Source organism: Bacillus sp. 123MFChir2 (genome assembly GCF_000383235.1).
Classification (GTDB): Bacteria; Bacillota; Bacilli; order Bacillales; family Bacillaceae_G; genus Bacillus_A.
Genome location: NZ_KB910940.1, coordinates 1 through 21565 on the forward strand (window position 1 = coordinate 1; position 21565 = coordinate 21565).

At 35.4% G+C, this 21565-nt stretch carries 21 protein-coding genes; 14 read left to right on the plus strand and 7 right to left on the minus strand.

What is annotated here, in order from left to right:
- On the plus strand, nt 1-269 hold a 269-nt coding region (locus H280_RS23485), incomplete at its 5' end, for an IS30 family transposase (protein ID WP_020061146.1).
- A 73-nt stretch (nt 270-342) separates the two neighbouring features.
- Here the strand turns inward: H280_RS23485 and H280_RS0110840 are convergent.
- Entirely contained in the window at nt 343-567 is a 225-nt protein-coding gene (locus tag H280_RS0110840; RefSeq protein ID WP_020061147.1) for a DUF1128 domain-containing protein, read from the minus strand.
- Between the two features lie 295 nt (nt 568-862).
- On the opposite strand from H280_RS0110840, the gene H280_RS0110845 reads away from it, so the two are divergent.
- The 3 genes from H280_RS0110845 to H280_RS0110855 all read left to right on the plus strand — a co-directional run bounded on the left by H280_RS0110845 (nt 863) and on the right by H280_RS0110855 (nt 2836).
- Nucleotides 863-1327 (plus strand): low molecular weight protein-tyrosine-phosphatase, encoded by a 465-nt coding sequence (locus tag H280_RS0110845; RefSeq protein ID WP_020061148.1) that lies wholly within the window; start codon nt 863-865, stop codon nt 1325-1327.
- A gap of 161 nt (nt 1328-1488) precedes the next feature.
- Nucleotides 1489-1968 (plus strand): DUF4075 domain-containing protein, encoded by a 480-nt coding sequence (locus H280_RS0110850; protein ID WP_020061149.1) that lies wholly within the window; start codon nt 1489-1491, stop codon nt 1966-1968.
- A 4-nt stretch (nt 1969-1972) separates the two neighbouring features.
- Nucleotides 1973-2836 carry a YihY/virulence factor BrkB family protein gene (locus H280_RS0110855; RefSeq protein ID WP_020061150.1) on the plus strand — a complete coding sequence of 288 codons (864 nt, stop codon included), beginning with the start codon at nt 1973-1975 and terminating at the stop codon, nt 2834-2836.
- Between the two features lie 192 nt (nt 2837-3028).
- Here the strand turns inward: H280_RS0110855 and H280_RS0110865 are convergent, their stop codons facing one another.
- Nucleotides 3029-4957 (minus strand): heavy metal translocating P-type ATPase, encoded by a 1929-nt coding sequence (locus H280_RS0110865; protein ID WP_020061152.1) that lies wholly within the window; start codon nt 4955-4957, stop codon nt 3029-3031.
- Between the two features lie 468 nt (nt 4958-5425).
- On the opposite strand from H280_RS0110865, the gene H280_RS0110870 reads away from it, so the two are divergent.
- The 4 genes from H280_RS0110870 to H280_RS0110885 all read left to right on the plus strand — a co-directional run bounded on the left by H280_RS0110870 (nt 5426) and on the right by H280_RS0110885 (nt 8503).
- The gene (locus H280_RS0110870) at nt 5426-6376 is read left to right on the plus strand and encodes a DMT family transporter (protein WP_020061153.1); all 951 of its coding nucleotides are present in this window, start codon (nt 5426-5428) and stop codon (nt 6374-6376) included.
- A 149-nt stretch (nt 6377-6525) separates the two neighbouring features.
- Nucleotides 6526-7206: a lysoplasmalogenase gene (locus H280_RS0110875; RefSeq protein WP_020061154.1), complete on the plus strand. Its 681-nt coding sequence runs from the start codon at nt 6526-6528 to the stop codon at nt 7204-7206.
- A 342-nt stretch (nt 7207-7548) separates the two neighbouring features.
- Nucleotides 7549-8082: a signal peptidase I gene (lepB, locus tag H280_RS0110880; RefSeq protein ID WP_020061155.1), complete on the plus strand. Its 534-nt coding sequence runs from the start codon at nt 7549-7551 to the stop codon at nt 8080-8082.
- A gap of 13 nt (nt 8083-8095) precedes the next feature.
- Nucleotides 8096-8503: a hypothetical protein gene (locus tag H280_RS0110885; RefSeq protein ID WP_020061156.1), complete on the plus strand. Its 408-nt coding sequence runs from the start codon at nt 8096-8098 to the stop codon at nt 8501-8503.
- A gap of 317 nt (nt 8504-8820) precedes the next feature.
- Here the strand turns inward: H280_RS0110885 and H280_RS0110890 are convergent, their stop codons facing one another.
- Nucleotides 8821-11619 (minus strand): dynamin family protein, encoded by a 2799-nt coding sequence (locus H280_RS0110890; protein ID WP_020061157.1) that lies wholly within the window; start codon nt 11617-11619, stop codon nt 8821-8823.
- A gap of 363 nt (nt 11620-11982) precedes the next feature.
- Here H280_RS0110890 and H280_RS0110895 point away from each other — a divergent pair, with 363 nt between their 5' ends.
- Nucleotides 11983-12585: a DedA family protein gene (locus H280_RS0110895; RefSeq protein ID WP_020061158.1), complete on the plus strand. Its 603-nt coding sequence runs from the start codon at nt 11983-11985 to the stop codon at nt 12583-12585.
- A 175-nt stretch (nt 12586-12760) separates the two neighbouring features.
- On the opposite strand, the gene H280_RS0110900 is transcribed toward H280_RS0110895, so the two are convergent.
- Nucleotides 12761-12907, minus strand: coding sequence for a BH0509 family protein (locus H280_RS0110900; RefSeq protein WP_028411195.1), 147 nt, complete (start codon nt 12905-12907; stop codon nt 12761-12763).
- A gap of 289 nt (nt 12908-13196) precedes the next feature.
- On the minus strand, nt 13197-14246 hold the full coding sequence (locus H280_RS0110905; RefSeq protein WP_020061160.1) for an NAD(P)/FAD-dependent oxidoreductase: 1050 nt from the start codon (nt 14244-14246) through the stop codon (nt 13197-13199).
- 334 nt (nt 14247-14580) lie between these two features.
- On the opposite strand from H280_RS0110905, the gene H280_RS0110910 reads away from it, so the two are divergent.
- The 3 genes from H280_RS0110910 to H280_RS0110920 are packed head-to-tail and all read left to right on the plus strand — an operon-like array spanning nt 14581 to nt 17591.
- Nucleotides 14581-15504 (plus strand): iron-hydroxamate ABC transporter substrate-binding protein, encoded by a 924-nt coding sequence (locus H280_RS0110910; protein WP_020061161.1) that lies wholly within the window; start codon nt 14581-14583, stop codon nt 15502-15504.
- A gap of 48 nt (nt 15505-15552) precedes the next feature.
- A complete protein-coding gene (locus H280_RS0110915; protein WP_020061162.1) occupies nt 15553-16587 on the plus strand; it encodes a FecCD family ABC transporter permease in 1035 nt (344 codons plus the stop codon).
- The gene (locus H280_RS0110920) at nt 16587-17591 is read left to right on the plus strand and encodes a FecCD family ABC transporter permease (protein ID WP_028411196.1); all 1005 of its coding nucleotides are present in this window, start codon (nt 16587-16589) and stop codon (nt 17589-17591) included. Before H280_RS0110915 ends, H280_RS0110920 begins: the two co-directional genes overlap by 1 nt.
- A 104-nt stretch (nt 17592-17695) precedes the next feature.
- Here the strand turns inward: H280_RS0110920 and H280_RS0110925 are convergent, their stop codons facing one another.
- Nucleotides 17696-18112, minus strand: coding sequence for a pyridoxamine 5'-phosphate oxidase family protein (locus H280_RS0110925; protein WP_020061164.1), 417 nt, complete (start codon nt 18110-18112; stop codon nt 17696-17698).
- A gap of 200 nt (nt 18113-18312) precedes the next feature.
- Between H280_RS0110925 and cax the strand changes: the two genes are divergently transcribed.
- Both cax and H280_RS0110935 read left to right on the plus strand, forming a co-directional pair.
- Complete coding sequence (cax, locus tag H280_RS0110930) at nt 18313-19368, plus strand: calcium/proton exchanger (RefSeq protein WP_020061165.1); 1056 nt, start codon at nt 18313-18315, stop codon at nt 19366-19368.
- 72 nt (nt 19369-19440) lie between these two features.
- Nucleotides 19441-20238 carry a YfkD famly protein gene (locus H280_RS0110935; RefSeq protein WP_020061166.1) on the plus strand — a complete coding sequence of 266 codons (798 nt, stop codon included), beginning with the start codon at nt 19441-19443 and terminating at the stop codon, nt 20236-20238.
- Nucleotides 20239-20285: 47 nt separating this feature from the next.
- Here the strand turns inward: H280_RS0110935 and yfkAB are convergent, their stop codons facing one another.
- Nucleotides 20286-21476, minus strand: a complete 1191-nt coding sequence (gene yfkAB / locus H280_RS0110940; RefSeq protein ID WP_020061167.1) for a radical SAM/CxCxxxxC motif protein YfkAB — start codon at nt 21474-21476, stop codon at nt 20286-20288.
- Between the last annotated feature and the right edge of the window lie 89 nt (nt 21477-21565).

Below are 21565 nucleotides of genomic sequence, written 5' to 3' on the forward strand. Positions count from 1 at the left end.
GAAAAGAATTTTCGTGTTATCAACGTGTAGAAAAAGATTTGGAAATCGCAGTGTTCTTTGCCGATCCTTATTCTTCCTGGCAACGTGGGAGTAACGAAAATGCAAATGGTCTATTACGTGAGTTTTACCCGAAAAAAACAGATTTGAGCCTTGTTTCACAAGAACAATTAAATCGAGCACTACTTCTTATAAATCAAAGACCAAGAAAATGTTTAGGTTGGAAAACTGCCCACGAAGCGTTTCAGGAGGAGCTGTCGCACTTAGATTGACAAACCGTCTCATATAAAAAGAGGCGGCTACCAAAAGTTTGGTGATTCCCGAGTTTTTGGTAGCCGCATTTTATTATTTCTTGATTAGTGTGCCTAATTCTTCTGTAATAGCTTGCATTTCGCTAATGCTAAATGTATCGCGTTTCATAACGTGTTCATAAATGTCACGTAAGTCTTCGTACATGTCTTCATTGAAGTTTGAAGCTCTCATTGCACCAGCGTTTACCATACGTAATTTTTCTTTAATTGCTTCTACCATATATTCAACGTTCTCTTGTGTTTTTACGGATAAATCCACGGAAGTGTCCCCCTTTAAAATAACATAGACTTATCTTAACATTTTTTTATCATTTCCGTTAACGGAAGTTTGTAATTTCCTTTATAAGTAATTGTTGATTGTTTATACTAAATATAAGTGAAAAAAACATAAACCTGCTTTTTCTAAATGGTCGAGAGAGACTGGCCGTGCATAGGAGCTTTGCCACGTCCGATGTTTGAAACAAAAGGACGTGGCCAGAGCGGTGATTTGTGGGTTGGAAAATTAAAATGGATATATAAATATAACAAATGCATCATGAAGGGAAGAAACAAATATGGTTCGAGTTTTATTTGTTTGTCTAGGAAACATTTGTCGTTCTCCGATGGCAGAAGCAATTTTTCGTGAGCTTGTCAAAAAAGAAAAATTAGAAACAGTAATTGCTGTTGATTCGGCTGGAACAGGGGATTGGCATATCGGCCATGCACCTCATCACGGCACACAGAAAATTTTAATGGAAAATGCAGTATCCTTTGAAGGAATTAAAGCTCGTCAAGTAGAAAAAGAAGACTTAACAAAGTTTGATTATATTATTGCAATGGACAATAAAAACTTGGACGATTTAAAGGCTTTAGGTAAAGCAGGCGGCTATATCGGCAGGCTATCCGATTTTGTTCCAAACGGTGGTTGGACAGATGTTCCGGATCCATACTTTACAGGGAACTTTCAAGAAGTATATGACCTTGTAACAGAAGGATGTGCAAAATTGTTAGCGTTCATTCGAAATGAGCAAGGAATATAAGAATGTTAGTTCAGAAAGTAAAATGTGAAACTCTTATTGATGATGAGTTGAGCGAATCGAGCTCTTATGGTAAGTTTAATCTTAAATTTTTTCCTTTGGGATTTACTTGTTCGTTAGAGTGAGATAACTTTCTAACAAAATAGATGAAAGGGTGAAGGAATATGGCAAAGAAGGGAAATCTTGTACGAAATATTGCGATTGGTGTAGCAGCAGGTGTGGCGGTCTCTATGTTAAAGAAGGAAAATCGTGAAAAGGTAAAGCTGACAGCAGGAAAAGCAAAAACAAAAATGATTGAAATTGGTGAAAATGCAAAGCTGAAAGAAAAGGTACAAACAGTTACAGATAAAGGGCGTGAACTTGCTGATTTTAATGTTGTAAAAGCAAAGGTAGCGGAAATTAAAAAATTGACGCCAGCCGTTGTGGAAACATTAAAAGAGACGAAAGATATTTTTATGAAGAAAAACAATGTCAAAGAACAACCAGAGACAATTGAAATTCAGGCGATTGTACCAACAGAAGATTTAAAGGTAGAAGAAGTTGCATCGGAAGATCGCGGTATGAAGGAACCGATTGCAGAGGAGAAGAAATCAGAAGCGTATATTGAGTTAAAACAAAATAAAGAAGAAAAGCAAAGCGTTTAAAAAGATGAAAACATTTGTACAAAAGGCAAGAACTCATCATGTTTTCACATTTGGAAAAGACTTGTATGATCGAACAATGCGAGATGATCTGGCGGGCTTAGCAGCACAGCTCGCTTATTTCTTCTTGCTTTCCCTTTTTCCAGCGCTCGTTTTTTTAATAACGCTTCTTGGATATATTCCAATTGAGACGGAAGATATATTAACCTTTATAAGAAATTATGCTCCTGAAGATGCAATGAGTTTAATTGAAGCGAATGTACATACAATAATGAATAAACAAAATAGTGGATTATTATCGTTTGGTTTACTTGCCATGTTATGGTTTGCATCCAACGGTGTCAATGCAGTGATGAAGGCATTTAACCGCGCCTATGATATCAATGAAACCCGCTCGTTTATTTTAACAAGAGCATTGTCAATTGTATTAACATTAGCAATGATTTTTATGATTGTTTTCGCTTTAATTTTACCTGTATTCGGCCAATTAATTGGCTCAGCGATTTTTAAAATTTTAGGTTTATCTGATGAATTTTCATTTGTGTGGAGTATTGTTCGATTATTACTAAGTTTTCTTGTATTGTTTAGTCTATTTTGCTTTTTGTATAAATTTGCCCCAAATCGTCATGTGAAGAGAAAAGAAGTGATGACAGGAGCATTATTTGCTACGATTGGATGGATTGTGGTATCGTATTCATTTGCGTTTTATGTCGATAACTTTGGGAATTACTCTACTACATACGGTAGCCTAGGTGGTATTATTATTTTAATTTTATGGTTTTATTTAACAGGATGGGTAATTTTACTTGGTGGAGAAATTAACGCACTCTTGAATTATTACCGAACGAGTGACAATAATTCCCGGAATTAAAAAGAATCCTTTATTCCATACTAAGAGGGAATAGGGGGGATTATTCATGGGTCAAAACAAGACTGGTAACAGCAAAAATGATAAAAATCAGCGTAAACAACACAGCAGCTCGCAGCCAAAACATAAAACGAGCAGCAGTGCGAACGGACATAATAGCTATCATTAAAAAAAGGGTTCCCTATTGGAACCCTTTTAATTATTTGCTTTTAATAACCGTAATCCATTTAAAATAACGAGAATCGTACTTCCTTCATGACCGATGACACCTAACGGAAGTGCTAAAAATTGCAGGAAGTTTGAGCAAATGAGAAGCATGATAATAGTCAATGAAAAGATCACATTTTGCTTTACAATGCGATTCATTCGTTTAGATAAGCGAATGGCTTGTGCTAAGCGAGAGAGTTCACTTTTCATTAAGACAACGTCTGCCGTTTCTAATGCAACATCAGTTCCTTCTCCCATCGCAACGCCAATACTTGCTGTTGCTAAAGCAGGGGCATCATTGATCCCATCACCAACCATTGCCACTGTACCGTATTTTTCTTTTAATTGTTTAATCGTTTCTACTTTTGTTTCAGGTAAGCAAGATGCGTAATACTCTTTAATGTTACTTTCAGCAGCGATTGCTTTTGCTGTTTGTTCATTATCACCTGTAATCATAATTGCTTGGACGCCAAGAGTTTGCAGTTCACGAATAGCTGCAATGGTTTCTTGGCGCAATGTATCTTTTAAGGCAATCAGACCAAGAATACCGTTTTCATCGCTTACATATACAACTGTTTTTCCTTCTTGCTCTAAACGGACGGAAATGCCGTTATAAAACATTTTTGTTTCTTCTCCAATAAAATCAGCTTTCCCAATTTTGTAAGCTTTATTTTGCAGTGTACCTTTTAAGCCAAAGCCTGTTACATCTTCTACATTTTCTGGTTTTGTTAACGTAATTTCATATGCCTGCTTTGCATAGTTCACAATGGATTCCGCTAGAGGATGTGTAGAATGACTTTCAATGGACGCTGTAATGTGTAGTAATTGTTTTTCTGATATTCCATCACGCGTATATACATCTGTTACTGTTGGCTTTCCTTGTGTTAATGTCCCTGTTTTATCAAAGGCAATGGCTTTTAACGAAGCTAATCTTTCTAAATGAACACCGCCTTTAAATAAAATGCCATGGCGTGCACCGTTTGAAATTGCCGACAACGTAGCTGGCGTAATCGCTGCAACAAGTGCACACGGTGAAGCAACAACGAGTAGAATCATCGCACGGTAAAATGTTTCATTCCAGCTCCAGCCAAGCGCATAATGAGGAACGAACATCATAAGTGATACAACGAGAAGTACACCTTTCACATACGTTCCTTCAAACTTTTCAATGAAAAGCTGTGAAGGAGATTTTTCGCTTTGGGCATTTTGCACGAGGCGAATAATTTTTTGGAACAATGTTTGATCGCTATGTTTTGTAATTTCTACTTCAATGGCGCCGCGTAAGTTAACAGTTCCTGCGAATACTTCATCGCCAGGTTTCTTTTCATTTGGAATCGGCTCACCTGAAATAGCAGCTTCATCAATATTCGTTTCACCTGTGCGAATCATGCCATCTGCCGGAACGCGTTCACCTGGTTTAATTAAAATGATGTCACCAATTTGTAGTTGTTCGACTGGAATACGCTCTTCCGTCCCGTGCGAGATGCGCAGTGCTTCTTCAGGTTGTAAGTCGAGCAGTGCTGAAATTTCTTTTTGACTTTTGCTCATTGTGTAAGCTTCCAGCGCGCCGCTTAAAGCGAAGATAAAAATTAAGATGGCACCTTCTGTCCAATAGCCGATAATGGCTGAGCCGATTGCTGCAAATAGCATGAGCATTTCGACGTTCAGCTCTTTTTCAGCGATTGTGTCTTCAATACCTTCTTTTGCTTTTGCATAACCTCCAATAATATAAGCGAATACGTAAAATATAGTTGCCGTTGTTGGCATGTCATTCTTTGTTAATAACCACCCGATCAAAATGAGAAATCCAGATGTAATTGCAAAAATGAGTTCATAATGCTTTTGAAATGTTGCAAGCCAAGATGAAGAGGGGGAAGTTCCTTGTTGCTTTGGTAAAGCCTTTACTTCAGAATTCATAGCTTTGTTGCTCCTTTCTATTTGAGAAAAATTGATTATGAAAAGCCTTATATAACAGTGAAAGATGTATAGTAAATAAGTCCAGTTTAACTTTCCAACATATAAATTTTTGCTATGCAAAATACAATATGATCGCTAATGGCTTTCTTTTAAGTTGGAAGGTTCTTTTGCTTTGCGAATATTTTTACTAATAAATTCATCTCGTTTCACTCCTCTCTATTTGAGAAAAAGAATCATCATCGAAAGCCTTATAAAACGACGAAAGCTGCCATCCATACGGATAGCAGCATTTCTTAGAAAACACATTCTGTGTAGTTATTTACTTTATTATTATTCTAAATTGTAACATATGTTTCCTTATAGGGAAAGATTTTTACTCGTGAGTAGAAGTGAAAATACTTGTCTTTTTGACTTCGCTTTGTTATACATAAGTATTGTTCATAAAAAGTACGGAAAGGAAGACATCCAGTGAAGGCAGAAAGATTTTTTACACATCCGCTCGGTGTATTTGTTGCAGCATTAAGTGCAACTTTTCTATGGGGAAGTGCGTTTCCATTTATTAAATTAAGTTATGTCCAGTTAGACATTCAGCCTCATGAAGTAGGCGAGCAAATCCTATTTGCAGGTTACCGTTTTTTCTTAGCAGGAATGATGCTTTTATTCTTCTTTAAATTGTTAGGGAGAAATGTATCGTTTCAAAAAGGAACAACGAAGCAACTTGTTCAAATTGGTCTGTTTCAAACGTTCTTACAATATGTTTGTTTTTATATCGGTTTAAGCTATAGTACGGGGATTGAAGGTGCAGTTATTTCTGGAACATCGTCATTTTTTCAAATTGTATTTGCGCATTTTCTATATAAAGATGATTCTTTAAATATGAGAAAAATTATTGGTGTCTCAATTGGTTTTTGCGGCGTTGTTCTTGTAAACATTCCAAAAGGGGATATGAATTTTCACTTTGGTATTGGTGAACTGTTATTATTGGGTGCGGCAATGTTGTACTCATACGGTAACATTTTGGCGAAAGAAGGAAGTAAAACGATGGATGTGGGCTATATGACCGCATATCAGATGATTATCGGTTCTCTAGGTTTATTGTTCATCGGAATTTTCCAAGTTGGATTGATGCCATTTACATTCCATATGCAAACGTTGCTTATGCTACTATACTTATCATTCTTATCAGCAGCGGGATTTTGCATTTGGAATACCGTGATGAAATACAACAAAATTGGAAAAGTATCGATGTATATGTTTTTTATTCCGGTATTTGGTGTCATCTTATCAAGCTTGATTTTAGGTGAAGCCATTCATTCTTTCGTATTATTTGGGTTGGCGTGTGTAGCGACCGGAATTATTATCGTGAATCGTACACGTAGCGAAAGAAACACGGCGAATGCGAAAAGTAGCGTAGTATAAAGAGGTTCATAAGAGCCTCTTTTTCATTTGGAAAGCGAAATTTGGTAGAGTTTGTAACAAATTTTTGATGAAAATTATAGGGAAAAGAAAGGAAAATGATGATTTTATATCGAATAAGATAGAAATATTAATTCGTCAAGGAGAAAAATATGAATGGAATGTACGTACTGTTAATTGGACAAATAGTTTTATTTTTGTTCGGGACCGTTTATGCAATCAGACAATCAGAACAAACAAAGAAAAATGAGCCATTACCCTTATTCGTTCGTTTACTCCTCACTTTCTCATTAACTGGAGCTGCGATATGGATGTGGGTACAGGACCCGGTAACACCTTATCGCCAGTGGGTTGCAATCGGGATGATTTTATCAACAATTGGTGATTTATTTATGGCGGGTTTAATTCCATTTGGGCATCGTCTCATTGGTGGAATGGTGACATTTGCGATTGCACATTGCTTGTATGTCACTGCCTTTTTAGAAACGGGTATTTCGTGGAACGGCTTATACATTGGTTTGGCGGGATATGGCTTGTTTTTAGTTATTGGATGGTTCTTTTTCATCCGAAACCATAAGCAAGATCAATTATTTACAATCGGAGCGCTTGTATATGGGCTTTGGGTTGGCGGAATGGCGTGTTTTGCGTTTGCACTTGCTTATTTGAATCAAGGAATGTGGTGGATACCAGCGTTTGGTGGTTTCCTATTTGTCATTTCTGACTTTATTATTGGAATTACGGATATTGGTGGACGGAATGTAAAATATGATCCGCTTTTAGTTTGGGCAACATATGTGGGAGCGCAAATGTGTATTATTTATGTTGGAATGTAAATGTTAATATATAAAATGTGAAAGAAGAACTGCTTAAGGGTAGTTCTTCTTTGTTGTTAAACAATATATAAATCCAATTTATTTTTTTTTTTTACATATAGATTGCTACTATGAAAAAAGGAATCTGCACTTGTTTGCTCTTTTTGGTTTTCGCTGCGCATGTGGCAGAAATAGGCCCTGACCGCTTCTATTCATGGCCAGTTGCTCTCGCCTACCGAAAAAGAAAAGGGTTTTTATGTTAGATTTTCTTGGGTGAATTGTCCAGGTAATTTACTGATAATATAGAATTTATTTACAAAAATATTTTATAATATAGATAATTGATAGGGAAGGGAGAGGCATATGAAGAAGAAAAGTCGTTTGCGGGAATTCATCGAAGTAGTTGCGATTGCATGTGTGATTGCCTTTTTAATGAAAGTATTTGTCTTTTTTCCAACAACCGTGCAAGGAGCTTCCATGCAGCCTACTCTTTATGAAGGGGATAAGGTTATTGTAAATAAGTTAGCAAAGCAAATTGATAGTTACGATCATGGTGATGTCATTGTATTAAAAACGAATAATTATTATGTGAAGCGCATTATCGGTTTACCTGGAGATACGATTGAAATGAAAAATGATCGATTGTATATTAACAGCCAACTGCAAAATGAGTCTTATGTAGAAAAAAATAAGAAGTATGCAAAACAACTGATGGTGAATTTAACAGAAGATTTTGGTCCGATAAAAATTCCGGAAAATAAAATCTTTGTCATGGGAGATAATCGGTTAGTTAGTCGTGATAGTCGTAATGAATTAGGATTAATTGATAAAGATGATGTATTAGGAAGTTTAGTTGCAAGATACTACCCTTTTAACCGGTTGAAGATTATAGATTAGAAGGAGGCAATCTATGGAAGAGATTGTTGGCCATATTTTAACTGGAATTGCACGGGGAGCAGTTGTACTTGGAGAAGTAGCGGCAGATACTGCTAAAGTGGTCGTTCGAGGAACAATTGGAGTTGGAAGAGTTGCACTAGAAGCCTTTGCAGAAGAAGTTGTAGAGTTAGTGCTAGAAGGTTTCGAAGGACGAGAACAGCGAAAACAAAAAAAATTTAAGCGTCATGTGGAAAAGTTAAAGGGACATGATTGGTTTAAAGTTATATATGAAAATGAAAAATGCCGAGATGTTATTCATACAGATAAACGTTATCTACACTTATTGAGTAAAGGGCGGTATGTACAAAAATTGATTCGTAATGAAAAAGAACGTAAGCAATTTATCCAGCGAATCCGTGTTGAAGCAAAGGTGATGATGTAATTTGGGATATATAACAGGATGAATCACCTATAAGAAATGATATAAATTTTAATGTTTCGACATGTAAGTTGCTGTTATGCAGATTGCAACACGACCTGTACTCGCTTTCTCGCCTTTGTTTAAAACCTCGCATGTGGCAGGAAATTGCCTTGACCGCTCCTATGCATCGCCAGTCCCTCTTGCCCATTTAAAAAATGCTTTCTGCCTTTTTTTCATAAAGTGACTGAGTTGTTATGAAACTTTTATATCTTTTTTAACTTGGATAAAACCAACAAAGCAACCAATATTGGCTGCTTTGTTGGTTTTGTTTATTACAATTAATGCGTCGGCGTTTCCTCGATATTTGTTTCTAACGTTGACTCTGCATTAGGAGTTTCCTCATCTATATTTAAGACCACTTCATATTGACGTAATCTTAATTCGAAGAGTGTGACAGGATCACGATAAATTTCAGGGTTTGATTTCATTTTATGCAATGTATTTTGATGTTCTTGTATTTCTAAATGAGTCTGTTCGACAGCTTGTTTCAATGAACTAAACGGATCTCTAAAGAACATAGTAATATCCCTTTCTAGTGCACTTTCAAATAGCTCGAACTGTAAGAAAAACTTGTTTATAATAGAAGTAGTTACATCGGTAAAATCTTCATTTTCTAAATACTGTTTGTATTTGTTATACAGCATTGTTTTATTTTTAGGAAGAGCACCGAATAATTTTCCTGCACTTTTTAGTAAAAATTGCGCAGGTGTAAAGCGGCGGAAGATATTTATTTTTTCCATCTGTATTCGACTCGTCATCCGATCCGTATCACGTCGCCAATCATCGAGTATTTTAAAGTCGCATGCTAACTGGATTCGATTTTCTCCGCATAAAGAGTTAAGTCCTTCACTTATTTCTTCTAAGTATGCTTGACTTTGCAGGAACTCATGATTTGAAGTTTCAATCCAATTTCGCATGGATGAAGCGAAGTTTGGTAACACAGTTTGTTCTAAATAGTTGCGAATTCTCTCGTTCATTACTGTATTTAATTCCGTCTCCATGTGTCTAAAATCGCTGTCTTCATTAATGAGATCAGAGCAGCTTTGCAGTAACTTTGGAATATGCTCTGTAAGATCATTTGTAATGTTATGTTTCATTGTACGGTATGAATCTGCAATGAAATGAATTTTTTCTTTTTCAAAAGCAGTCAGATTATTAATAAAGCCATTTAGTCTCATTAAAATATCTTCATTCCAATTAATAGAATCCACTAGGTTATTTTCCATCTCAACTCGTTTATCCAATAGATATTGAATTGCTTTTCGAATGAAAAGTAGTATTTTTTTCGTACGTTCTTGATCAAGATTTCTATACTCAAAGTTAAAATGAATAAAATCAGTTAACTCGTTTAGCTGTTGGCTGTTTGCATATAACGATGAATAAGGTAAAACTCTCGCCTGCGGAAAATATGTGTTTATTCTCGTTTGTGTATCATGTATCACTCGTTTTACTTCTGCTTCACTATAAATGTTATCAATTTTATTCAATAAGAAATGAATTTGTAAATCTGGTGCATGTTCTTGAATGCTTACTAAAATATCACGTTCTTTGTCAGTAAAAGGTGAATCTGCATTCAATACGAATAACAAACTGTCTACTGAGTCTAAATAGCCGAATGTTTCATTTCTCGTATCGTTGTTTCTATTAAAGCTAGGTGTAACAACGAATGCTAGTTTGTTTTTATTTAAAGGCTTGCAAGGTAATTTAAATTCAATACATGTTTTTTCTCTATATGTTTGTCGGTGCATAGACATCATGTTATGGAAATCAGAGAAATCATTAGTCGTTGAAATTGTCGTATCTGTTATAGCGTTAATTTCTGTATGAGTGTCATCTTTAAAAATAACTGTATTTGCGCTTGCGTTTTCTAATATATTTTCTCCTAGTATAGAGTTAACAAATGAAGATTTTCCGTTTCCAGAAGTTCCTGTGACTAAAAGACGATTTGTTCTTACATCTGCAAGTTCATAGACTAACCATCTAAAGCGATGTCCCATTTCTAAATCATTGTTTTGTGCCCACTGTGTAATAGAATCAAAAAGTTGTAAACTATAGTCTAAACCATCCATGTAATTGGTATAATGTAACAATAGTTTTTCTGCATGTTTCACGTCTGCTGAATCTATTTTAGCGGGGAAAATTTCATCCCATGCCAATACTGCTGCAGATGGGAAGACAGAGCGAGAAGGATTGACCATTTTTAACCAATTCGTTAAAATATTCGGAACAATATCATGCAATTGTTTCAGCATATACGGACCTTGAATTAATTCAAAATACGTTTCTTCGTAAAGAGAAGAAATGTCGTCCCATCCATCGGCTGAATGGATTTCGATATGTGAGAAAAAGTCATTCATTGTTTTAAGCCATAATAAATAAGTTTTCTCGTTCTTATAGCTGTGCCAAAGTGATGAAACCATCTGTGTAAATGGTTCTAAGTCGATATGATGTAATGTAACTAGTACTTTATAAAAATAATCTGGTGAAATATTTTTCGTAAATCCGTTATCAATATATTCTCTTAAAATTTCAAACCATTGGAAGGACTCTGTTCGAATTATTTCATTAATAGCAAGTTCAACCGCGCTGTCCCAATCTTGCTGTTCTTCATAAAAGGAACGAGCAATAGCTGTAACGTTTGGATAATCAGGATTTACAGAAACAGCTTCTTTAATAACTGTGAAAGCTAAATCAAGTTTGTTTTGTTCTATGTAAAGAGAGAGTAATTGCAATGAAATTTCGGTCATAAGTATTTTATTATCAGTAGCAATGGACGTATAAACAGTTTCGGCAGCGGATAATTGATTGAGTTCGAAGTAAGCGTCTGCAATATTCTTTTGTGCCCATGGTTGTAATTCATTATTGACTTTTTCCCATTTAAAAATGGCTGATTCGAAATCTTGATGGTGATAATAAAACTCACCTTGTGCAAAACGAATATAAGATCCATCCGAAAATTCGTTTTTTTGCTCAGCTAAATAAGCTTCTCCAAGTACTTGAAGAGGCGGATGTGTTTCATTTTCCATTAGAAATGTTTCATAATATATTTTTTTTATTAATTGTTTTTCTAGTGTCATGTTTTTCCCCCACTATATCTTGAAAAGTGTATATTTCTTTATATGTCAACACCTTTTTGCATTGATGCTCTTTATTCTAGCAAAGATTTTCTTTTGAAAAATTTCATTTTCCTTTCATTTTTAGAGTAGGATTGAGTTTTCATGCATAAAGTTTCAGTTTTTTTTCAATTTCCTTTCAGTTCTGAAACAACATTAACTCTTCCTAATAACATAATAAGGCTATAATATTCTCCATGAAGTTGTAACATTGGATGTAGAGTTCGGCATAAAAACAATGTATAGTGAATATGTATACCATGTTTGCTTTATTGATGGAAAGGGTACAATGTGGAATAACGATAACGTATAGGATGTGTCGTGCGAATGGAAGAACATATTGGTGAATTAATCGCACACTACGGTTATTATGGAATTATTATTGCACTTGCTGGAGGAATTGTCGGATTACCAATACCAGATGAATTTCTACTTACATTTGTCGGATATAATATTTCAAGGGGATATATGTCAGGAACAGAAGCTTTTACGAGCGGCATGGCTGGGGCTATACTTGGGATTACATTAAGTTATATGCTTGGATTAAAACTAGGACTCCCTGTATTGAAAAAATATGGTTCTAAAGTTGGGATTAAAGAAGCTCAAATCGAGAAGACTCATATTTTATTTGAGAAATATGGTCCTTTTTTATTGGTGTTTGGCTATTTTATACCTGGTGTTAGACATTTAACTGCTTATTTTGCAGGAATGTCCGACTTAAAATGGAGTAAGTTTTGTTTATATGCGTATGGCGGTGCGCTCATTTGGGTGAGCGTTTTTATTGGACTCGGGTGGAAATTAGGAGAAAAGTGGCGAGATGTAGAGTACAATTTACATCGATACGGATTTTGGATTGGTGTTGTTTCAATCATTATCGCTTTGATTGTTTATACATATGTAAAAATACAAAAAGATAAGAAAAACCGCTAATGTATATAGCGGTTTTTTTTTATCCCGCATTAACGGGCAGTAAGATCCCCACCGCAGGGTTCAGAGAGAAGTGAAGAGGATAGGTAGGGGATAACTGCCCGTAAAAGCCCGATTGGGCGGGCTTTCCATCAGTGGGGAATGAAGAACCCCCCACTGATGGAAGTTTCACTTTATGTTATTCTGCAATTTCCTCATATAAGAAGTACGTCACATTATAAATATGTTCTACCTCGTCATCGGTCATATACATCAGTTCTTCACGTTCAATTCCTTTTTTCTTTTCAATAAATTCAATCATATTTTTCCGTTCTTCTCTTTTGATCATTTTCATTTCTCCTCCTAATCTGTTTTAATACAGTTTATTTAAGTTAGTACTATTATATAACAGAATCTTTGGAAAGTTCCATCTTTTTCAATTTTTTTTGGAAAAGAACTTTTCGACAAAACAAGACCTCGCGAAATATTAAGTATATATGTATGAGAAAAGTAAGGTAAGAATATGTTGTTTCTTACGACACGGTGTAATACGAGAGATATCAATACCATCAGTTCCGTCTATTTTTGTGTGCAAAGAAAAGATAAAAAAGCATCCGTTATTTCACGAATGCACTTTATCTCATCATTTGCTTAATAAGTTCCCGATTACGTTGTTTAAAAACATCATTATGGGAAGAAACCATGCCATATTCACTTGCATCCGGCTGAATAAATTGTTTTGCTTTATTCACGGCGTTCCCAGCATCTTGAAAAGCACCAGCAATTAAATGCAATTTACCCTCGTGTTTTAAAATGTCTCCCGCAGCATATAACCCTTCTATGGAAGATTCACTATTTGCATTACCTGCAATAAAGTAATCATCTATTATTTCAATATTTAGTTCACTATTCTTCAATAATGTCATATCATGTTCGTATCCATGATTAATAATGACTTCATCAATTGGTAAATATGAAACTTCTCCTGTTTCATGATTTGTTAATTCCACACGCTCAATTGCTTTATGATTATCACCTGCAATTAACTTTGTAATTGTTGTATGCAAGAAGCATGTTGCAGAGCTATTCATAAGTTGGGTTACTTGTGCTTCATGAGCAGACAAAGTATCTTTTCTATATGTTACATACACTTTTTTTGCAATCGGCTCCAATTCATTAGCCCAATCGATTGCAGAATTGCCTCCGCCTGAAACAATGACCGTTTTATCCTGAAAATGTTTTAAAGATTTTACAGTATAATTTAAATTCGATACTTCGAATCTTTCAGCACCTGCAATTGCTAATTTTTGTGGCTTTAATATTCCGCTCCCTGTTGCTACAATAACAGTCTTTGAAAAATGTCTTTTTCCAGAGGATGTCTTTAACACAAAGATTCCCTCCTCATTGCGAGTTATCGATTCTACTTTTTCATTTAATACTACTTCTGGATGGAATGTTAGTCCTTGCTCTACAAGTTGATCAATTAACTTAGCCCCCATAACTGGTGGCAATCCTCCAATATCCCAAATCATTTTTTCAGGATAAACATGTATCTTTCCACCTAATTGTGGCTGAAATTCAATAATCTTCGTTTTCATTTCTCTTAATCCACTATAAAACGCTGAATAAAGCCCTGCAGGTCCACCACCAATCACAGTTACATCAAATAATTCCTCTTGATTCATTCGCGATCACTCCTCACTTTTTAATATATATTGATTATCATTCTCAATAAAATATAACCTGTTTCAATTAGATTTACAATCCAAATTACTATTGACAATATGTAAAGATAAAATTATATTATTAAATGATTGAAACTGATAATCATTTTCAAATTATGAATTATTAACAAAATTGGAGGGAATGTAACGTTTCATTGACTTATAAATCATTCAAGTACTTTTATTACAATAAATCTCGAGATCAAAATTTATAAGTCCAATGTAGAACGAATTGTGAGATTTCATCCTGTTAGAAAGCTATATATTACATTCACTTTATAAAAGGAGAAGACGAATGAAAAAATTATTCATTTCACTTACATTTCTATTTGTGCTTGTTATGAGTGCTTGTAGCAACGGATCAACAAATAAGAAAGAAGATTCAAGTGCAAAGGGAAGTAAATCAGAAACAATTACATACCAATCTGAAAATGGTAAAGTTGAAGTCCCTGCAAACCCAAAACGCGTCGTTGTATTATCATCATTCGCAGGTAACGTAATGTCTTTAGGTGTAAATCTTGTTGGGGTAGATTCATGGTCCAAACAAAATCCACGTTTTCAAGAGAAATTAAAAGATGTTGCTGAAGTATCAGATGAAAATATCGAAAAAATTATTGAATTAAACCCAGACTTAATTATTGGTTTATCTAATATCAAAAACGTTGATAAGTTAAAGAAAATTGCTCCAACTGTTACATTCACATACGGAAAAGTAGATTACTTAACTCAACATTTAGAAATCGGTAAATTACTAAATAAAGAAAAAGAAGCAAAAGCTTGGGTGGATGATTTCAAGAAACGCGCACAAGTAGCAGGGAAAGATATTAAAGCAAAAATCGGAGAAGACGCAACTGTTTCTGTTATTGAAAACTTCAACAAGCAAATTTATGTATACGGCGAGAACTGGGGCCGTGGAACAGAAATTCTTTATCAAGAAATGAAATTAAAAATGCCTGAAAAAGTAAAAGAAAAAGCATTAAAACCAGGTTATTATGCATTATCTACTGAGGTCTTACCTGAGTATGCTGGGGATTACTTAATTGTAAGTAAAAATAAAGATACTGATAACTCATTCCAAGAAACAGAATCATACAAAAACATTCCAGCTGTGAAAAATAATAGAGCATTCGAAGTAAACATGATGGAATTCTACTTTAATGATCCACTTACATTAGATTTCCAACTAGACTTCTTCAAGAAAAGTTTTCTTGGTCAATAATTCAACAATGAGGGATTCTTATTTTAAGAATTCCTCTTCCTTTATTCTATGAAAAGAAATGATGTGAAACAAATGACAAAAAACAATCTACGGTCTGCTTCCTTTACGTACAAATTTATTTTAGGAATTATTGCGTTTTCCCTTATTTTTATAATCGCGATGTTGTTTGGTGCGGCAGATACGACTGTAAAGGATGTATGGTTAGCGCTTACTTCTTCAGCCAAAGGAGAAAAGCTTTCCATAATCCGTGAACTACGCTTACCACGTGAAGTTGCAGCTATTTTTGTTGGGGCCGGTCTCGCTGTTTCTGGTGCAATTATGCAAGGACTAACTCGCAATCCACTTGCGGATCCAGGTCTACTTGGTCTAACTGGTGGCGCTAACGCTGCACTTGCTATTACCATTGCCTTTGTACCCTCTGTAAATTACTTTTATATGATGATTGCCTGCTTTATTGGAGCAGCAATCGGTGCAATGATGGTTTTTGGCATTGGGTTGATGAAAAAGGGAGGGCTTTCTCCCTTTCGAATCGTCCTTGCTGGATCGGCAGTTTCAGCATTCTTAGTCGCGGTTTCAGAAGGGATTGGGATTTACTTCAAGATCTCGCAAGACGTATCTATGTGGACAGCAGGCGGCGTAATTGGAACAACATGGAGCCAGCTACAAATCATTATTCCAGTCATTTCAGTAAGTATATTTATTGCCATTTTATTTTCAAAGAAATTAACGATTTTAAGTCTAAGTGAAGAAGTCGCAATTGGACTTGGTCAAAAAATCATCGTCATTAAAACCGTTCTTTTTATTGTTATTATTTTGCTTGCAGGTGCCTCTGTTGCACTTGTTGGAAACATGGCATTCGTAGGTTTAATGGTGCCCCATATGGTACGACCAATCGTCGGGCCAGATTATCGCTTTGTTGTCCCGATGTCTGCAATTGTTGGTGCTTCTTTTATGCTATTGGCTGACACAATCGGACGTACAATGAATGCTCCATATGAAACACCACTTGTTGCCATTGTTTCCATTGTAGGTTTACCATTCTTCCTATTCATTGTACGTAAAGGAGGAAGAACATTCTCATGATTCAACAATCAATTTTAAAAAAACAACGACTCATTATAATGGCTTTACTTATACTTATTATCGCAACAATCATAGTCGGTATGGGATTAGGAGCTGCTTCACTCTCCTACGATAGGTTGCTTCCAACATTATTTGGACAAGGAACATTTAAAGAAGAATTTGTTTTATTCTCTCTTAGATTGCCTAGAATTACAATTACACTATTAGCCGGCATGGCACTTGCCTTATCAGGGGCTATATTACAAGGGATTACTCGAAACGATTTAGCTGAACCTGGAATTATCGGTATTAATTCAGGAGCAGGTGTAGCGATTGCGATTTTCTTTTTGTATTTTCCAATTGATGCAGGTTCATTTGTATACTTACTACCAGTTGTTGGATTTATGGGGGCTTTTATTACGGCTTGCTTGATTTATGTCTTTTCATATAGAAAGGATACGGGAATTCAGCCGATAAATTTAACTTTAACGGGGATTGGATTCTCATTCGCACTCTCAGGAACAATGATTGTAATTATCTCCTCTGCTGAACGTGCTAAAGTAGATTTTATCGCAAAATGGATTGCCGGAAATATTTGGGGAGATGATTGGGTCTTTGTATTGGCTATCCTTCCATGGTTAGCTATACTGATTCCGTTCACATTATATAAGGCAAACCGTCTAAACATTCTTGCCTTAAACGAATCCGTAGCGATTGGCGTCGGGATTGAAATTGAAAAAGAACGCCGCTCTCTACTACTAGCAGCCGTTGCATTAGCAGCCGCTGCAGTTTCAGTTACAGGGGGAATCGCCTTTATTGGGCTTATGGCCCCGCACATTGCAAAATCTTTAGTTGGACCAAGACATCAAATATTTGTCCCTGTAGCCATTCTAATCGGTGGATGGCTATTATTACTTGCAGATACAATTGGTCGGCATATTGTAGAACCAAGTGGAATTCCTGCAGGTATTATGGTTGCTTTTATTGGTGCTCCTTATTTTATGTATTTGTTACTGAAAAAGTAGGAAAAGCCTTCGAGAATCTCCTTTCTCAAGGCTTTTTCTATTTTTTATTATTGACTATATCCTTCAAACTATATTTAAAATCTAACGAAGTCTTGTTTTGTTTGTTAGAGACGTAAAAACTCTGGTTGTGTTGTACCAGCACTATCAATGTAATAAATAGTATCAGGATTGATTTTGATTAACACGTAATTTGGATCTTCAGGACCAAGTAACCAACGTTTTAAACTATTTGTCCAAAATTTATTTTTTAACGTACTGTCTTCTTCAATGGAAGCAATGCCTTCTATTTCAAGATATTCTTCTTCCCAGTGTTTTCCTTCGCGACCAAGTAAAACGTGAACATTTGTATTTTGTTCGATATCTGTTATTTTTTTTGATTGCCGATCTGTTGCAGCGTACAATACGAAATCTTCATGAAAAAACATCATAAAGCAGCTATACGGTTTGTTGTCACGAATGGTTGCGAGAACACCAATTTGTTGGTTTTGGATAATCTTTTCGATTTTTTCTTTTAGATGCATTTGTTTCTGCTCCTTTCGAGTGTAACACTCCTGTTTTTCTGAAGCGGAATGTCCTGTAAGAGTTCAATTGTTTATGCTCGCTCTTATTATTTTCTTCAATACATCTTTTAAAACGTAATAATGATAAAAATTGGGTAAATTAGAAGAAGAATAATGATAGAATAAAAAATAATTGATAAAGAAATGGAAGGATGAAAAGGATGTTCAATAAGATTTTTTTAATTGTTGCGGTAATCGGTGTGCCTCTTTCTGTTCTTGGTAACGTAATGCATTGGCAGCAAACAATTATGTTTGCTGTATATTGCGTTACAATTATTGCACTTGCCGGTTTTATGGGAAGAGCAACGGAAAGTTTGGCGGTTGTGTCAGGACCTCGTATAGGCGGCTTGTTAAACGCAACATTTGGTAACGCAGTTGAGCTTATTATTTCTATTTTTGCCTTGCAAGCTGGGTTAACGGAAGTCGTACTCGCTTCGTTAACAGGTTCTGTTCTTGGTAACTTATTGTTAGTGGGTGGACTTTCCTTTTTTGTAGGTGGTCTAAAGTATAAACGTCAAACCTTTAATGTATATGATGCGAGGCATAATTCATCTTTATTAATTTTTGCAGTCGTTGTTGCTTTTGTGATTCCCGAAATATTTTCAATGAAAATGAACGTCGAGAAGACGTTCCAACTTAGTATCGGCATTGCTATTATTATGATTGTTTTATATTTAGCAGCATTGTTTTTCAAACTTGTTACGCACCGCGGCGTATATCAGCATAAAGAAGAAGTAGTAGAGCATGATGAAGAGCCAGAATGGTCAAAAGGAAAAGCGTTGCTTATTTTAGCGATTGCAACAGTAGCAGTTGCCTATGTATCAGAGGCACTTGTACATACAATTGAAACAGTTGCTAAGACATTTGGCTGGAGTGAATTATTTATCGGGATTATCATTGTGGCGATTGTCGGAAATGCAGCAGAGCATGCATCGGCTATAGTTATGGCTTATAAAAATAAAGTTAATATTGCTGTTGAAATTGCAGTTGGTTCAACTTTACAAATTGCCATGTTTGTTGCGCCTGTACTTGTCATTATTTCTATGTTCTTTGCGGTAAATATGCCTCTTGTATTCACTATTCCAGAATTGGTAGCAATGATTACGGCTGTATTTTTGACAATTGCCATATCAAATGATGGCGATACAAACTGGTTTGAAGGTTTAACATTACTTGCCGCTTATTTCATTATGGGAATCGGTTTTTATTTATTATAAAAAGTTTGGATAACAATAGAGAGCAGGGAAAAGAATATAACCGTATAGTCCCATTAGGAAGGAGCTTTACGGATGAAACGAGTGTGCAATATTTATATCACCATTATGTTCTCGTTTATCTTTTTATTTCCTTGCAGTAGTTTTGCGAAGACAGAATTGAATGTGAAAGTTCCATCATCTGTTTTAAACGTTTCAAAAGAAAATACGTATCCAAATCCAACAGAGGATCTGCCGCGCTTACAACCGAGTGAACTAGCAAAAACGTTGCTTGAGACATCGTCAATAAAGATTGAAAATCCCGATTTAATTCGCATGTTTAATGAAACATCTATTTCTAATGCACCACTTGCAGTTGGATATCGCGCGAAAATTTATTTAGGACAATGGCCTTTAAATTATGAATCGATTGAAACAACAATGAACTGGGAATACAGGCAAGTCAATCGGAATGTTCATGATAATCGCGGTGGACAGGGATTTTATCCACTTCGCTATAAACAAGAAGCACAAAAGCTAGTAGAAGGTGGGCTTACTTCTTATATTAAGGATGCAGAAGATGTGAAGAAGATGATGCTGTTAAAAGCGATGGAAAAAATACGTTTACCTCTTTCGTTTAAAACAATTATTGGTTATGGAACTCAGCATGAACGAGTATATAATATTAGTCCAAAACAACTTGGATATTTATATGCATATACGCCAGCAGTTAACGAAAAAGGAAAAGTAACATTTGGCGAAGTATACCTTGTCTTAAAAGGGAATCAGCGAAAATTGATGATTAAAAATATTACATCACAAGGAATTGGAGCATCTATACCAATTCAAGATCATATTTCCTTTAAGTTTATTTCATCTCCTGATCCAAGGTAAAGGTTCATACAAAAAACGTCAGCATGATAATAGGCTGACGTTTTTTCTTATAACGTGATGTTTGATTGTTTTGTTAAGAAATTTTCTGTTGGATAATAACTATTTTTTACAAGAATGTTTGGTCCAAGGCATTTTACAGCTGGACAATGGCAGCTTAAGTCTTTTGCTGTTTTTGAGGCGCTCCACTTGTCATAAGCTTCTTGCAGTGTATTCGTTTGGACATTTCCAAGCATTGGAACGTCACCGAAATCTGTAACAATAATACTGCCGTCAAAAATATTTACATTTAAGCGAGAACGACCGTCAGGGTCATTACGTACTGTTACATTTTTACTTGTGTGCAGCTTTTTGAATACTTCTAAATCACGTTCGTCATCGCTGCATGCATAGAATGGCAATGTTCCAAATAACATCCAGACATTTTCATCACGAACATCGAGAAGGTGTGAAATGGCACTGCGAATTTCCTCTTTCGTTAAAATTTCAAGATTTTTAGCGAAGTCACTTGGATATATGTTTTGTAATGAATCCTTCATCTCAGGAGAATCTGTCATACTAACAAATCCACTATCATACATAGGATGAATCTCATGCCTTTTACAGCCCATTTCCTCTACTACCTGCTTATGAATCTTTTCTAAGTGAGGTACTGTCCTACTATTTAGCATTGTCTCAGCAGATACTAAAACTCCCATATCAGATAGAGCCTTAGAGTTACTTATCATCCTGTCAAATAATGCTTTTCTTTGCTCTCTAGTAGGCTTTCTTTCCATCATAGCAAAGCCTGTATCTATAAACTCATCCTCTGTTACCCAGTTATGAGAGATATGTAATACATCTAAATAGGGAGCTATGAGCTTATATCTGTCTAGGTCTAATGTTAGGTTAGAATTTATCTGAGTATAAATGCCTCTCTCATTAGCATATTTCAATAGTGGTAATACATAGTTTTCTACTGACTTTAAGGACATCATAGGCTCTCCACCTGTAATGCTCATAGTCCTCAATGTAGAAACCTCATCTAATCTTTGCAGTAATAGCTCTAGAGGTAATGCCTCAGAGTCCTTAGTTACAAGAGTATGTCCTACAGCACAATGTCTACATCTCATATTACAGAGGTGAGTGGTAGTAAATTCAATACTGGATAGAGTTGTTTTACCATACTTCTTTACATCTAGATAAGCCTCCCAAGCATCATTTTGGGGAGTGCTGTTAGATTTGATTATTTGTTTATTCATGTCAATTACTCCAATCTTATTAGTACCTCATTATTATGAGAAGTTGGTATAACTTATGTCAATGTAAATGCCTTTATATATCACCTAAA